Origin of the sequence: Marichromatium bheemlicum, assembly GCF_012276755.1 — a bacterium.
In the GTDB taxonomy this organism is placed as follows: Bacteria; Pseudomonadota; Gammaproteobacteria; order Chromatiales; family Chromatiaceae; genus Marichromatium; species Marichromatium bheemlicum.
Genome location: NZ_JAAXKX010000005.1, coordinates 39,766 through 53,273, shown reverse-complemented (window position 1 = coordinate 53,273; position 13,508 = coordinate 39,766). Strand labels below are relative to the sequence as shown.

The following is a 13,508-nucleotide window of genomic DNA, read 5'->3' as shown; positions in this document are numbered from 1 at the left end:
GTAGTGGGTGGAACGATAGGGACGTAAACACACTCAGTCGGGGTGTGTCCGTCGGAGGATGTTGACCCCCTTGAGCACGTTGAGCGCCTCGAGCAGCTGGTAGTCGTCGCGGGCGCGCAGCGGCACGACCTGCTCCTCGAGCGCCTCGCCCTCGACGTCGGCCTCCTCCTCGACGGGCACCGCGTCACCGTCCCCCTGGTCATCGAGGTGGCGCACCAGGTCGGCCTCCTTGAGCGGCGCCACCGAGGCACCGGCGAGGGGGCGGAACTCGCCGCGTTCGAGCAGGATGTCGGGGCTGATCCCCTGGGCCTGGATCGAGCGCCCCGAGGGGGTGTAGTAGCGTGCCGTGGTGAGCTTGAGCGCGGTCTCGTCGTCGACCGGGACGATGGTCTGCACCGAGCCCTTGCCGAAGGTCTGGGCACCCATGACGATGGCACGGCGCTGATCCTGCAGCGCCCCGGCGACGATCTCCGAGGCCGAGGCACTGCCCCCGTTGACCAGCACCACCAGGGGCGCGCCCTCGAGGACGTCGTCGGGACCGGCGTTGAAGTCGAGCCGGCTGCTCGGGTCGCGCCCCTGGGTATAGACGATCAGCCCACCGGTGAGAAAGGCGTCGCTCACCCCGACAGCGCTGTTGAGCACCCCGCCGGGGTTGTTGCGCAGGTCGAGCACCAGCCCCGCGAGCGGGGTCTCGGCCGCCTTCAGTGTCTCGATCGCCGCGATCATGTCCTCGGCGGTGCGCGACTGGAAGTGAGCGATACGGACATAGCCGTAACCAGGCTCGAGCACCCGGCTCCTGACGCTCTCGACCTGGATGATGGCGCGCTCCAGGGTCAGCTCCAGCGGCGCCTCCTCACCCTCGCGCATCAGCGTCAGCTCGATCTCGGTGCCGGGCTCACCGCGCATCAGCTCGACGGCATCGTTGAGGGTCATCCCCTTCACCGGCTTGTGATCGATGCGCACGATCAGGTCGCCGGCACGCAACCCGGCGCGCTGTGCCGGGGTGTCGTCGATCGGCGCGATCACCTTGACGAAGCCGTCCTCCATACCGACCTCGATGCCGAGGCCGCCGAACTCACCGCTGGTGCCGACCCGCAGGTCGCGATACTCCTCGGCATCGAGATAGGCCGAGTGCGGATCGAGCCCGGCGAGCATGCCGCGGATGGCGCTCTCGAGCAGCTCGCCATCGGCGACCGATTCGACATAGTCGCTCTTGATGCGACCGAAGACCTCGGCGAAGGTGCGCAGCTCGTCAAGCGGTAGCGCCTCGCCCTCCTCGGCCCCGGCAACATCGGTGACGGCAGCGGGCGGCACGGCGACGGACGGGCTGGAAACGGCGACGAGCAACAGCCCCAGGGTCAGGGCGAGCGGGCGAGACATGATCATCATGAGGTGGGAATCTCTCGAGCGATGGATTCGGCGACGCGGCGGCCGACCGGCGCACCGCGGACATCCCTGATGGCGTAAGGATCGCATGTTTCCGCACCCATCAACAGCGGCTCGCGACAGCCGCGCGCCGGGCACGACGCCATCGCCCGCTTGGACGACACCGACACGGCCATGTTCCCGGCCAGCGGCGCAGACGGAGTGGCCAGATGCGCGCCGCTGCGCCCTGCCGGTCGCCGACACCATTGCAGCGGGTCCTGCGGCTTGCCGTCATGCCGGATGGCGAAGTAGAGCGCCGGACGGGCGCGACCACCGCTGGTGCCGCTGAGCGCGACCACCTCGCCGGCCCCCACCCACTCGCCGACCTCCTTGGTCAGGGCCTGGTTGTGGCCATAGAGGCTCATGAAGCCATCACCGTGCTCGATCACCAGCAGCAGCCCGAAGCCTCGCAGCCAGTCGGCATAGACCACCCGCCCATCGTAGACCACGCGCACCTCCTCGCCGGCCTCGGCGGCGAGCAGCACGCCGTCCCAGCGCAGTTCGGAGTCGGCCTTGCGACTGCCGAAGCGCGCCAGCACCCGTCCCTCGAGCAGCGGCCAGATCAGCCGGCCCTTGCGCGCGGCAAAGGGGTCGCGACGGATCTCAAGCTCGGCCTGGATGGCAGCGCGTTGGCGCAGGTGCTCGATGAGCCGGCGCAGCGCCTCGGCATCGGCGCGACGCGCGGCGATATCGTCACGCCGCGCGGCGATCGCCGTCTCCAGCGCGCCGAGGACGGCCTCGCGCTCGGTCTGAACGGTCTCGAGTTGGGCACGGGTCTCGCGCTGCGCGGCGACGAGTTCGGCCAGGCGCGCGGCCTGCTCAGCGGCGGCGGTGGCGAGGGCGGCAAGGCGCGCGATCTCGCCGCGAACCGCCTCGATACGTCGCACCCGATCACGATTGAGATAGGCGAAGTAGGACAGCACCCGCCCGGCGCGCACCGGGTCCTCCTGATTGAGCAGCAGTCGCAACCGATCGGCACGCCCGACGACGTGGGCGGTACGCACCAGCTCGGCGAGATCGCCGAGTTCGGCATCGAGCCCGGCGCGGGCCTGGGCACGGCGCTCGGCCAGCGCCGCCGCACGTTCACGCTGCAGCGCCAGCTGGCGCGCGAGTTCACGCTCGGCAAGGACGAGCTCGGCGATCTCGCGCTCGTGACGCTCGAGGGCGGTGATCAGCTCGCGGCGATCGCGCTGCTGGTCGGCCAACGCCTCACCAAGGCGCTCGACCTCGCGCTCGATCTCGACCAGATCACGCTGACGGGCATCGAGCACGGGGTCGGGGTCGGCCATGGCCGCGGGCGCGAACAGCAGCACCGAGCACAGACCCAGCCACGACAGGCACGAATGGCGCACGCAGGACACGGCATTCAACACTCGATCAGACCCCTTGGTGCCGACATCAGCGGTGGCACCGCCACCCCACGCCCATCGTCCATCAGCGGCGGCGGGCACGCGAGCCTACCGCGTCGCGCTTGGCCGGCAAAGCGTTTATCATCTTATGGTGAAACATTGATTAGACACGATCACGATGGTGAGCAAGCTGAGCCAGTCTCCTTCCCCGATCCTCAACGCCGCCGGCTCCGAGCCACTCGACCTGTTCGCCGACGATGCGGATATCGAACGCGCTTCGCGTTCACTCAAGGCGATGTCGCACCCGCTGCGGCTGAAGATCCTGTGCACACTCGGCGAGCAGGAGGTGAGCGTGCAGGAGATCGTCGATCAGGTCGGCACCTCGCAGAGCAACATCTCCCAGCACCTGGCGATCCTGCGCGACAAGGGTATCCTGGCCTCGCGCAAGGATGCCAACCGTGTCTACTATCGTGTCAGCGACGGCCGCACCCTGCAGCTGATCGGGATGATGCGCGAGGTCTTCTGCCAGCACGTGCGCTGACCCCCATGGGGTGACGCCCGCCGCCACGGCTCCTTATACTCGGGGCCCCTTTGCACCAGCGCCTGTTCGCGCGACCTCGCCGCCGCACCCCGACCAGGTCGGCGCGGCGGACAGCACGCGAGCGGCGCGCCAACATTCATGTGAGACTGCATCGCGATGTCGCTAGACCAGCTCGTCCAGTTCGTGGGCAACCATTGGCTCCTGTTCCTGGCGCTCGTCGTCATCCTCGGGTTGCTCATCCACAACCTGATCGTCGGCAGCAAGGGCAGCGTCGAGCCGCTCGCCGCCACCGAGATGATCAACCGCCGAGACGCGGTGGTGATCGACGTGCGTCCCGCGGCCGATTTCGCCAAGGGCCACATCCTCAACGCCATCAATATCCCCATGAACGGCTTCAAGAATCAGCTCGCCAGCATTGCCAAGCACAAGGGCAAGCCGATCATCGTCAACTGCCGCTCCGGCTCGCAATCGCTGATGGCCTGCACCCAGCTGCGCAAGGACGGCTTCGAGGAGGTCTACAACCTCCGCGGCGGCATCATGGCCTGGGAGGCGGCGAGCCTGCCGCTGGCCCGCGGCAACAAGAAGAAGCGCTGAGCCCCGCCGCGCGGCGGGCCCGGTCGGCCCGCACCCGCGCGGGCGCCGTCACCCGAGTCCAGTGCAGCCGCGCTGGCCCCGATCCGCTCCCGTTGCCCGCTGCCGACAGCGGCGCCGGGCACACCACCAGACACAGGAAACGCGGCATGGCCGACAATCAACAGCAGCCCCCCGAGCGTCACTTCTCCGTCCAGCGCGTCTATGTCAAGGACGTCTCCTTCGAGTCCCCCAACGCCCCCGAAATCTTCCGCAACCAGGGCACCCCGAAGCACCAGCTCAACCTCAACACCAAGATCAACGACCTCGGTGAACACTTCTACGAGGTCGTGCTCGAGGTCACGGTCACCGTCAAGATCGAGGACAAGACCGTCTTCATCGTCGAGGTGCAGCAGGCCGGTATCTTCAACATCGCCGGCTTCCCCGAGCAGGAGCTCGGTCCGATGCTCGGCGCCTACTGCCCCAGCCTGCTCTTCCCCTACGCTCGTGAGGTGGTCTCCGACCTGGTGGTCAAGGGCAGCTTCCCGCAGCTGGTGCTGCAGCACGTCAACTTCGACATGCTCTTCGCCCAGCACCAGCAGCGCGCCCAACAGGAGGCCCAGCAGGACGGCACCGAGCCGGCCGAGGCGGTCCAGCATTGAACGCCCCTGCCAGCGCCCGGATTGCGGTCATCGGCGCCGGCTCCTGGGGCACGGCGCTGGCGCTGCAGCTGGTGGCCAATGGTCACCAGGTGCGGCTCTGGAGCCATGAGCCGGAACAGATCGCGGCCCTGGAACGCGACCGCGAGAACCGTCAGTTCCTCCCCGGCGTAGCACTGCCTACGGGACTGATCCCCACCGCCTCACTCACCGACGCCCTGGCCGATGCCAGCGACTGCCTGGTGGTGGTACCGAGCCACGCCTTCCGCACCGTCGCCGGTCAGCTCGCCGCCCACCTGCCCACCGGTTTCGGTGTCGCCTGGGCGACCAAGGGGCTGGACCCAGGTAGCAACCTGTTGCTCCATCAGGTCGCGCAGGAGCTGCTCGGCGAGCGTCCCCTGGCGGTGGTCTCGGGACCGAGCTTCGCACGAGAGGTCGGCGACGGCCTGCCGACGGCGGTCACCGTCGCCGCCGAGCGCGAGCCCTTCGCCCAGCACGTCGCCGGTCTGCTCCACGGCGGGCGCTTTCGCGCCTATACCAGCAGCGACATGGTCGGGGTCGAGATCTGCGGCGCGGCGAAGAACGTGCTGGCGATCGCCACCGGCATCGCCGACGGACTCGGCTTCGGCGCCAACACCCGCGCGGCGCTGATCACCCGCGGACTGGCCGAGTTGATCCGGCTCGGCCAGGCGCTCGGCGGGCGCCCCGAGACCTTCATGGGGCTGGCGGGGATGGGCGATCTGGTGCTCACCTGCACCGACGACCAATCACGCAACCGGCGCATGGGACTGGCGCTAGCCGCAGGCGAGAGCATCGAGGCGGCGCGGACGCGCATCGGCCAGGAGGTCGAGGGCGTGCTCACCGCCAAGGCGATCCACGGCCTGGCCCAGCGCCTCGGCATCGACATGCCGATCAGCGAACAGGTCTATCTGGTACTCCACGCCGGGGTCTCGCCGGCACAGGCGACCCAGGCCTTGCTCGAGCGCGAGCCCAAGCCCGAGTTCCACTGACCCTCTCCCCCCGGACCGCATGCGCGCTCCGGGGGCCTGCCTCAGCGTGGTGCGGCGCCGGCGAACCCCTGCTGGCGCCAGGCCTCGAACACCACCACCGCAACCGCGTTGGAGAGATTGAGACTGCGATTGCCCGGTCGCATCGGGATGTAGAGCCGCTGCGACTCGGGCAGCGCCTCGATGCGCGCGCGCGGTAGCCCCCGGGTCTCCGGGCCGAAGAGCAGCGCGTCGCCCGGCTGGTAGTCGGGCTCGGTATAGGGCACCTGACCATGACTGGTGAGGGCGAACAGCCGGCGCGGGGCGAGCTGTTCGAGACAGGCCTCCAGCGTCGCGTGTACGCGCACCTCGGCCCACTCGTGATAATCGAGCCCGGCGCGGCGCAGCTTGCTGTCCTCCAGGGTGAAGCCCAGCGGTTCGATCAGGTGCAGCCGGGCGCCGGCATTGGCACTCAGTCGAATCGCATTACCGGTGTTGGGCGGGATCTCGGGCTCATAGAGGATGATATCGAACATTGCGGGCGGGACTCGTTGCAGGAGGGGGTGGAGCGACGCGGAAAACCCTTCATGGACGGGCGCATATCCACGCGACATCGCGGGGTTTCGTGCCACGTCCAAGGGCGCGGGGCATGATATATTAAGATTTCGGCATTTGCTAAATTCGCCGTCGGAGACGGCTCACGCCATAGTGGGGGACAGGTCCATGAGTGACATCGCCGCGCTGAAAGCAGAGAAGCAAGCGCTGATCGAGAAGATGGCAGAGATGCAGCAGCAGTTCATCGACTACGAACACGAACACGGTGTCTCAGGCAAGGACTACTGGGGTGCCAAGGAAGGACTGCTAGCCAATTATCGCGACGCCTACATGACGATGGCCAACCGCGTCGTCGACCTCGCCCACGAGATCGTCGGCTCCTCCCGACTCTGACCCGAACGGCCCCGGCATCGACCGGGGCCATCGCCCCGGCGCGATCGCGCTCAGCCCGTCTCCGGGCGCAGGTGCTCGATGTAGCGCGCAACCCCCTCGAGTTCAAGCTGCACCGCCTCGCCCCGGACCACCAGCGGCGTATCCAGCCCCTCGAACTCCAGACGGCACCCCACCCGCCCGCGGCTCTCGAAGGGCACCGGGATCATGTCGCGATAGACATAGAGATTGTCCTCCAGCTCGCCACCACAGCAGCACAGCTCCCCCCGGGGCGGTACTACGACCTCGGAGCCCACCCCTGAGAACACCAGGGCGCCGGCCTGCCACCAGCGCGTCCGCTCGCGCGAACCGGTCATGGTCTTGAGCTGATAGGTGCGCGAGAAATGAATCCGCAGTTGCCCCCCGCGCTGCTCGACGGCATCGACCGTCGTACCCTTGAGATCGATACTGATACTGTCCACCCGACGCCCTCCATCGTCATGCCCGGTCGATGAGCCCAGGTCTCCTCGACCAGAGTGTCGCGACACCCGCCACGCAAGCCAAACCCGGGGCTCAGTCCAGCCCGCTCCCGGACTCGCTCTCGAGCCCGAGTTCCTTGATCTTGCGGGTCAGGGTGTTACGCCCCCACCCGAGCAGCCGAGCCGCCTCCTGGCGGCGGCCCCCGGTGTGTTCGAGGGCGCACTGGATGAGGACCTGCTCGAAGGCCGGCAGCGCCTCGTCGAGCAGCCCGTGCTCACCCTGCTGTAACCGTTGCCGGGCCCAGCGGCAGAGTACCGCCTCCCAGGAACGTTCACGCGGTTCCTGGGCCAGTGAGGCGCTGAGTTCTGCGGGCAGGTCCTCGGCATGGATGTGCTTGCCCGAGGCCATCACCGTGAGCCAGCGCGCGGTGTTCTCGAGCTGGCGCACGTTGCCCGGCCAGTCGAGCTGCTCGAGCCGATCGATCGCCCCCTGCATCAGCACCTTGGGTTCGCAGCTCAGCTCACGCGCCGCCTGCGCGAGGAAGTGGCGCATCAGCAGGCCGATGTCCTCGCGTCGATCGCGCAACGCCGGCAGGTGGATACGGATGACGTTGAGCCGATGGAACAGATCCTCACGAAAGCGGCCTTCGCGCACCAGCGACTCGAGGTCCTGGTGGGTGGCGGCGATGATGCGCACGTCGACCTTGATCGGCGCCACCCCGCCAACGCGATAGAACTCGCCATCGGCGAGCACCCGCAGCAGCCGGGTCTGCAGCTCGGCGGGCATGTCGCCGATCTCGTCGAGGAACAGGGTACCGCCGTCGGCCTGCTCGAAGCGCCCCTCGCGCCGCGCCTGGGCACCGGTGAAGGCACCGCGCTCGTGACCGAAGAGCTCGGATTCGAGCAGATCACGAGGGATCGCGGCCATGTTGAGGGCGATGAACGGACGCTCGCTACGCGGGCTGTGGCGGTGCAGGGCGTGGGCCACTAGCTCCTTGCCGGTCCCCGATTCGCCATTGATCAACACCGTGATGTTGGAGCGCGCCAACCGACCGATGGCACGAAAGACCTCCTGCATCGCCGGTGCCTCGCCGATGATGTCGGGTCCCTCCGGACGCGGGACCTCTTCCTGGCGCTCCTCGCGGCCGCGCCGACAGGCACGGCTGACCTGCGCCACCGCCTCGTCGAGATCGAAGGGCTTGGGCAGGTACTCGAAGGCACCACCATGGAAGGCGGAAACGGCGCTGTCGAGATCCGAGTGCGCGGTCATGATGATCACCGGCAACCCGGGATAACGTCCCGAGACCTGCTCGAGCAGATCGAGCCCGTCGATCCCCGGCATGCGGATGTCGGAGAGGATGACATCGGGCTGATCGCGCGCCAGCGCCTCCATCACCCCAACCCCGTTGGAGAAGCAGGTGACGTGCATCTGCGCCTTGCGGAGCGCCCGTTCGAGTACCCAGCGAATCGAGCGATCGTCGTCGATCACCCAGACCCGGGGCTCGCGCTTGCCGCGCTCGAGGCCGTTCACCATCACCGCTCCCCCCGCATGCCGACGGCATGCCACGGGCAGTACCGGCGTCTACCGGCAGCGGTGGGTGACGGGGGGGATGACTGCAGGTTCCTATGCATGCTCCGACTCCAGCGGCAGATAGACGAAGAACACCGTCTCGCCCGGCCGGCTCTCGCACTCGATGAGTCCGCCGTGCTGGTTGATGAGTTCCTGTGCGATGGGTAGCCCCAGCCCGGTCCCACCCTGCTTGCCCGAGACCATGGGGAAGAAGATCTTGTCGCGGATGTCCTCGGCGATACCGGGGCCATCGTCGCGCACCTGGGCCTGCAGCACCAAGCGATAGCGGCGATTGCCGATGGTGAACTGGCGCAGCACCCGGGTACGCAGCTCGACCCGGCCCTCACCACCGGTGGCGGTGGCGGCATTGCGCGCGAGGTTGAGGAAGGCCTGGATCAGGCGATCGCCGTCGGCCATCAGGTCGGGGATGCTGGGGTCGTAGTCGCGCACCACCTCGGGACCACGCGGGAACTCGGCGAGGATCAGCCCGCGCACGTGCTCGAGCACGTCGTGGATGTTGAGCGCCTCACGCTGGGGCAGGCGATTGGGACCGAGCATGCGATCGACCAGTGACTGCAGCCGGTCGGCCTCATCGATGATGATGCGGGTGTATTCGCACAACGCCGGGTCGGGCAGCTCCTGCTCGAGTAGCTGGGCCGCGCCGCGCAGCCCGCCGAGCGGGTTCTTGATCTCGTGAGCGAGGCCGCGGATCAGCGCCTGGGTGGCACGATGCTGGGTGAGCAGGTGCTCCTCGCGAGTGATGCGCAACTGACGATCGACCTGATAAAGCTCGACCAGCACCCCCTCGTCCGCACCACAATGATGCATCGGTTGGACGGTGCAGTTCACCGTTTTGGTGCGTCCGTCGGCCACGGTGACGTTGATCTCACGCTCGGTGAAGGGGTGGCGTGAGCACAGCGCCGCCACCAGCCGGGCCTCGACTCGGCCTTCCGGGCAGGGCAGCAGGTCGGCGGCGGTCTGGCCGAGCAGGTGTCGGGCACTGGCCTCGAAGAGGATCTCGGCGGCGGGATTGAGGTACTCGAGCCGCAGGTCCTGATCGAACAGCAGCACCGCCATGTTGACGTGATCGAGGATCGTCCGCTCCAGCGAGCGCGTGTCGATGGTTTGAGCTGTCATGTGGATCCATCTGCCGACTGAGTGAGGTCATCCGCGACCATGGGCGGGAGCGGGTCCCGAGAGCCGACGATAGATTAGCAAAAGCCAGGCCAGAGCAGTGGCAGGAGCAGGGACGAGGTCAGAGTTCGCCAGGCGGGACCTGGCGCTGCAACATGAAGGCGTGTGTCGGGGTGCGTGCCACCAGGGCGCCCTCGGCATCACGGATCAACACCTCCAAGCGGTGCGCGCCGAAGGACACGCCCTCGAGGGCGAAGCGCGTGGCCCCGGCCTCGATCACCGTCTCCAGACCATCGAGCACCATCACCAACCGGTGACCGGGCGCCAATCCGGGCTCGAGTTCGAGCACCACGGCGAGACCGGCACGGGCACGTTCCAGGCGTGCATCGGCGGCGGGCGAACGGATCTCGAAACGTGAGTAGGGACCAGTGAAGGGGAACGCTGGCGCGGCAGGTGCGGGGGCATTATCAGCAGGATCCGTGGCGACCGAGCGCGCCACACCGAGATCGAGCGCCTGGACATCGGCGCCCGGGCGATCGGAGAAGTGTACCCGACCCTCGGCATCGACCCAGCGGTAGACACCGGCCTGGGCGAGCAGGCAGGGCGACAGCGCAAGCAGGAGCAACAGTGTCGACCGGATCATGGCCGAAGCATAATCCAGCGTCGGGGGGCGCTCAAGCGAGGCGCGACGACGCCGGTGGACGCATCCCTGCGCCACGTGCGATCGCGCGGGCCCCGCGCGATCGCGACAGCCGATCAGAGGCTGTAGTACATGTCGAACTCGACCGGGTGGGTGGTCATGCGCAGACGCGTGACCTCATCCATCTTGAGGTTGATGTAGCTGTCGATGAGGTCATCGGTGAACACGCCGCCAACGGTGAGGAACTCACGGTCACGGTCGAGGTTCTCGAGCGCCATCGCCAGCGAGGAGCTGACGGTCGGGATCGACTTGGCCTCTTCACGCGGCAGGTCGTAGAGATCCTTGTCCATGGCATCGCCGGGGTGGATCTTGTTCATGATGCCGTCGAGGCCGGCGAGCATCATTGCCGAGAACGACAGATAGGGGTTGCCGGTGGCGTCGGGGAAGCGCACCTCGACACGACGGCCCTTGGGGCTGGGGCAATGCGGGATGCGAATCGAGGCCGAGCGGTTGCGCGCCGAGTAGGCAAGCATCACCGGCGCCTCGAAACCCGGGACCAGGCGCTTGTAGGAATTGGTCGAGGCGTTGGTCAGGGCGTTGAGCGCACGCGCGTGCTTGATGATGCCGCCGATGTAGTAGAGGGCCATGTCGGACAGGCCGCCGTACTTGTCGCCGGCGAACAGGTTCTGCCCGTCCTTGGCCAGCGACTGGTGGACATGCATGCCACTGCCGTTGTCACCAACCAGCGGCTTGGGCATGAAGGTCGCGGTCTTGCCGTAGGCATGGGCGACATTCTGCACCACGTACTTGAGGATCTGGTTGGCGTCGGCACGCTTGACCAGGGTGTCGAACTTGGTGCCGATCTCGCACTGGCCGGCGGTGGCGACCTCGTGGTGGTGAACCTCGACGCCGACGCCCATCTCCTCGAGGGTCAGACACATGGCCACGCGCAGGTCGTTGAGCGCATCGACCGGGGGCACCGGGAAGTAACCGCCCTTGACCTTGGGACGATGGCCCATGTTGCCGTCGCTGAACACCCGCTCGGAGTTCCAGCCGGCCTCCTCGGAGTCGATCTTGTAGAAGGCGCCGCTCATGTCCGAGCCCCAACGCACGTCGTCGAGCACGAAGAACTCGGGCTCGGGACCGAAGAAGGCGGTGTCGGCGATGCCGGTGGACTTCAGATAGGCCTCGGCACGCTTGGCCACCGAACGCGGATCACGCTCGTAGCCGATCATGGTATCGGGCTCGAGGATGTCACAGCGGATGATGAGGGTGCTCTCCTCGGTGAAGGGGTCCATCACCGCGGTCGTGGGATCGGGCATCAGCACCATGTCCGAGGCCTCGATGCCCTTCCAGCCGGCGATCGAGGAACCGTCGAACATCTTGCCTTCCTTGAAGGCGTCCTCGTCGATCATATTCGCCGGCATGGAGACGTGCTGCTCCTTGCCGCGGGTATCGGTAAAGCGCAGATCGACGAAGGTGACTTCGTTCTCTTTCATCATCTTCATGACATCGGTTGTCATTCGAACGTCTCCAGTGCTGAGTGCTGTGATCTAGATACGGATAAGGCGTGGTCGGCCGAGCGATGCACGGGCTTGCGCTGGCGAGGGTCAGCGCGCGCCATCCGGCGCTGCAGCCTAACAGGTCACCGCTCGCGCCGCACGGCTTGGCGGCAGCGCCACCAAGCTGTGCAGAATTCTGAGCGACCCGGTTCACGCGCCCTCTCTCGAGGTACGCAGCGGGTCGTCACCGCGACCGTTCCGACAGGCGACGGGCCGTACCACGCCGCCCGATATGACAAAGCATGCAATGAGCAAGCCAGGATTCAGGGCAGTCGCCATGGACCACCCTGCGACACCCCCGAACGAGGCGCGAACAGATCATGGTGCGTTACCACAAGCACTTGGCCGGACGGGGATTGCAAGGCGACAGGCGCACGGTGCGATGCCCCAACCGCCAACACCCGCGCCACCCACACATCCTCGGCCGGCACATCACCACCGAGAAGGGAACGCACCAAAAAGAAACAAGCCGATCATAAATTGCACCAAAAAAGCGCAGATCAGTCACCAAAGAAGATCCGCACCCGCCGAAACAACGGGTCATCGGCCAGCGCCTCGGTCAAGCGCCTCCGCAACCGTTCGGGATCGGCCCCCTGGCGCAGACCGGCAACGAGCGGGAAGTACACCTCCACCTCGATCGCCCCATCGAGGTAGTGCAGCAGTACGCGCTGACGAGCGGTGGCCTCGGGGATCGCCGACCAGGCCGAGGCCAGGCGCGCCAGCGCCTCGGCACGCAGCGGCAACAGATAGCAGGCGGAGACGTGCTCGTCGTCCTCGGGGTCGATGTGCACGGTGACATCGGCGACCTCGTCGATCTCGCGCTTGAGGCGCCGCTCGACCAGGACACTGATCATGTGGCCCTCGGAGACACTGACGTAGGGGTCGACCAGGACATGTACATCGACCGAGGCCTGGCCACCGGAGCGACGGGTGCGCAGCATGTGGATGTCTCGCACCCCGCCGACCGAGCGGATGGTCTGCTTGACCGCCGTGAGCTGTTCCCCCTGCAAACCGGTATCGACCAGCTCGCTGACCGCCTCCCAACCAAGCTCCCACGCGATCTTGGCGATCATCAACGCCACCACCACCGCGGCAATGGCATCGAGATAGGGTAACCCGGCCATGGTGCCGGCGATCCCCACCAGCACCACCACCGAGGAGACCGAGTCCGAGCGATGGTGCCAGGCGTTGGCACGCAACAGGTCGGAGCGCACCCGCTTGGCATGGGCCAGGGTCCACCAGTAGAGCCACTCCTTGACCAGGATCGAGACCAGGGTGGCACCGAGCGCGAGCAGATCGGGACGCAGCAGCTCCTCGGGGCTGAACAGCCGCTCGACCGCGTCCCAGCCGATGCCGATGGCCACCGCCAGCAACAGAAAGCCGAGCACGAGGGTGGCGACCGTCTCGTAGCGCGCATGGCCGTAAGGGTGCTCCTGGTCCGGCCCCTGATGGGCCTGACGCCCGGCGACCAGCACCAGGGCATCGGAGAGCAGATCGGAGAGCGAGTGCAGACCGTCGGCGACCAGCGCCTGCGAGTGCCCGAACCAACCGGCGGCGATCTTCACCGCTGCCAGCACCAGATTGAGCACGGCCCCGACTACGGCGGTCCGGGTCACGGCCTCGCGACGGGCATCGGCACTGTGTTGATCAAGGGTCACGACTAGGGGCT

At 67.3% G+C, this 13,508-nt stretch carries 14 protein-coding genes; 5 read left to right on the top strand and 9 right to left on the bottom strand.

Annotation, left to right across the window (positions count from 1 at the left end):
* Positions 1–33: 33 nt before the first annotated feature.
* Both HF203_RS05375 and HF203_RS05370 read right to left on the bottom strand, forming a co-directional pair.
* A complete protein-coding gene (locus HF203_RS05375) occupies positions 34–1,389 on the bottom strand; it encodes a S41 family peptidase (RefSeq protein ID WP_210424645.1) in 1,356 nt (451 codons plus the stop codon).
* The gene (locus tag HF203_RS05370) at positions 1,386–2,777 is read right to left on the bottom strand and encodes a murein hydrolase activator EnvC family protein (protein WP_343043883.1); all 1,392 of its coding nucleotides are present in this window, start codon (positions 2,775–2,777) and stop codon (positions 1,386–1,388) included. The genes HF203_RS05375 and HF203_RS05370 overlap by 4 nt, the downstream gene beginning before the upstream one ends.
* Positions 2,778–2,952: 175 nt before the next feature.
* Here HF203_RS05370 and HF203_RS05365 point away from each other — a divergent pair, with 175 nt between their 5' ends.
* The 4 genes from HF203_RS05365 to HF203_RS05350 all read left to right on the top strand — a co-directional run bounded on the left by HF203_RS05365 (position 2,953) and on the right by HF203_RS05350 (position 5,554).
* Entirely contained in the window at positions 2,953–3,315 is a 363-nt protein-coding gene (locus HF203_RS05365; protein WP_168667388.1) for an ArsR/SmtB family transcription factor, read from the top strand.
* 156 nt (positions 3,316–3,471) lie between these two features.
* Positions 3,472–3,909, top strand: a complete 438-nt coding sequence (locus tag HF203_RS05360; RefSeq protein WP_168667386.1) for a rhodanese-like domain-containing protein — start codon at positions 3,472–3,474, stop codon at positions 3,907–3,909.
* Between the two features lie 146 nt (positions 3,910–4,055).
* Positions 4,056–4,547, top strand: coding sequence for a protein-export chaperone SecB (gene secB / locus HF203_RS05355; protein WP_168667384.1), 492 nt, complete (start codon positions 4,056–4,058; stop codon positions 4,545–4,547).
* Complete coding sequence (locus tag HF203_RS05350) at positions 4,544–5,554, top strand: NAD(P)H-dependent glycerol-3-phosphate dehydrogenase (RefSeq protein WP_168667382.1); 1,011 nt, start codon at positions 4,544–4,546, stop codon at positions 5,552–5,554. The genes secB and HF203_RS05350 overlap by 4 nt, the downstream gene beginning before the upstream one ends.
* Before the next feature lie 41 nt (positions 5,555–5,595).
* Here HF203_RS05350 and HF203_RS05345 read toward each other — a convergent pair whose 3' ends face one another.
* The gene (locus HF203_RS05345) at positions 5,596–6,066 is read right to left on the bottom strand and encodes a tRNA (cytidine(34)-2'-O)-methyltransferase (protein WP_168667380.1); all 471 of its coding nucleotides are present in this window, start codon (positions 6,064–6,066) and stop codon (positions 5,596–5,598) included.
* 187 nt (positions 6,067–6,253) lie between these two features.
* On the opposite strand from HF203_RS05345, the gene HF203_RS05340 reads away from it, so the two are divergent.
* Positions 6,254–6,478, top strand: a complete 225-nt coding sequence (locus HF203_RS05340) for a hypothetical protein (protein WP_168667378.1) — start codon at positions 6,254–6,256, stop codon at positions 6,476–6,478.
* Between the two features lie 50 nt (positions 6,479–6,528).
* Here the strand turns inward: HF203_RS05340 and HF203_RS05335 are convergent, their stop codons facing one another.
* The 6 genes from HF203_RS05335 to HF203_RS05310 all read right to left on the bottom strand — a co-directional run bounded on the left by HF203_RS05335 (position 6,529) and on the right by HF203_RS05310 (position 13,497).
* Positions 6,529–6,936, bottom strand: a complete 408-nt coding sequence (locus HF203_RS05335) for a hypothetical protein (RefSeq protein ID WP_168667376.1) — start codon at positions 6,934–6,936, stop codon at positions 6,529–6,531.
* Positions 6,937–7,027: 91 nt separating this feature from the next.
* Positions 7,028–8,467 carry a nitrogen regulation protein NR(I) gene (ntrC, locus tag HF203_RS05330; RefSeq protein WP_168667374.1) on the bottom strand — a complete coding sequence of 480 codons (1,440 nt, stop codon included), beginning with the start codon at positions 8,465–8,467 and terminating at the stop codon, positions 7,028–7,030.
* Positions 8,468–8,557: 90 nt separating this feature from the next.
* A complete protein-coding gene (gene glnL / locus HF203_RS05325) occupies positions 8,558–9,640 on the bottom strand; it encodes a nitrogen regulation protein NR(II) (RefSeq protein WP_168667372.1) in 1,083 nt (360 codons plus the stop codon).
* A gap of 118 nt (positions 9,641–9,758) precedes the next feature.
* Complete coding sequence (locus HF203_RS05320; RefSeq protein WP_168667370.1) at positions 9,759–10,280, bottom strand: DUF4124 domain-containing protein; 522 nt, start codon at positions 10,278–10,280, stop codon at positions 9,759–9,761.
* 113 nt (positions 10,281–10,393) lie between these two features.
* The gene (gene glnA, locus HF203_RS05315; protein WP_168667368.1) at positions 10,394–11,800 is read right to left on the bottom strand and encodes a glutamate--ammonia ligase; all 1,407 of its coding nucleotides are present in this window, start codon (positions 11,798–11,800) and stop codon (positions 10,394–10,396) included.
* A gap of 539 nt (positions 11,801–12,339) precedes the next feature.
* Positions 12,340–13,497: a cation diffusion facilitator family transporter gene (locus HF203_RS05310; protein ID WP_168667366.1), complete on the bottom strand. Its 1,158-nt coding sequence runs from the start codon at positions 13,495–13,497 to the stop codon at positions 12,340–12,342.
* Positions 13,498–13,508: the final 11 nt, after the last annotated feature.

Bases quoted from the DNA above. Each gene is read 5' to 3' on its own strand.
- HF203_RS05375 (WP_210424645.1), bottom strand. From the start codon at position 1,389: ATGATGATCATGTCTCGCCCGCTCGCCCTGACCCTGGGGCTGTTGCTC.
- HF203_RS05365 (WP_168667388.1), top strand. From the start codon at position 2,953: ATGGTGAGCAAGCTGAGCCAGTCTCCTTCCCCGATCCTCAACGCCGCC.
- HF203_RS05360 (WP_168667386.1), top strand. From the start codon at position 3,472: ATGTCGCTAGACCAGCTCGTCCAGTTCGTGGGCAACCATTGGCTCCTG.
- secB (WP_168667384.1), top strand. From the start codon at position 4,056: ATGGCCGACAATCAACAGCAGCCCCCCGAGCGTCACTTCTCCGTCCAG.
- HF203_RS05345 (WP_168667380.1), bottom strand. From the start codon at position 6,066: ATGTTCGATATCATCCTCTATGAGCCCGAGATCCCGCCCAACACCGGT.
- HF203_RS05340 (WP_168667378.1), top strand. From the start codon at position 6,254: ATGAGTGACATCGCCGCGCTGAAAGCAGAGAAGCAAGCGCTGATCGAG.
- ntrC (WP_168667374.1), bottom strand. From the start codon at position 8,467: ATGGTGAACGGCCTCGAGCGCGGCAAGCGCGAGCCCCGGGTCTGGGTG.
- glnL (WP_168667372.1), bottom strand. From the start codon at position 9,640: ATGACAGCTCAAACCATCGACACGCGCTCGCTGGAGCGGACGATCCTC.
- HF203_RS05320 (WP_168667370.1), bottom strand. From the start codon at position 10,280: ATGATCCGGTCGACACTGTTGCTCCTGCTTGCGCTGTCGCCCTGCCTG.
- glnA (WP_168667368.1), bottom strand. From the start codon at position 11,800: ATGACAACCGATGTCATGAAGATGATGAAAGAGAACGAAGTCACCTTC.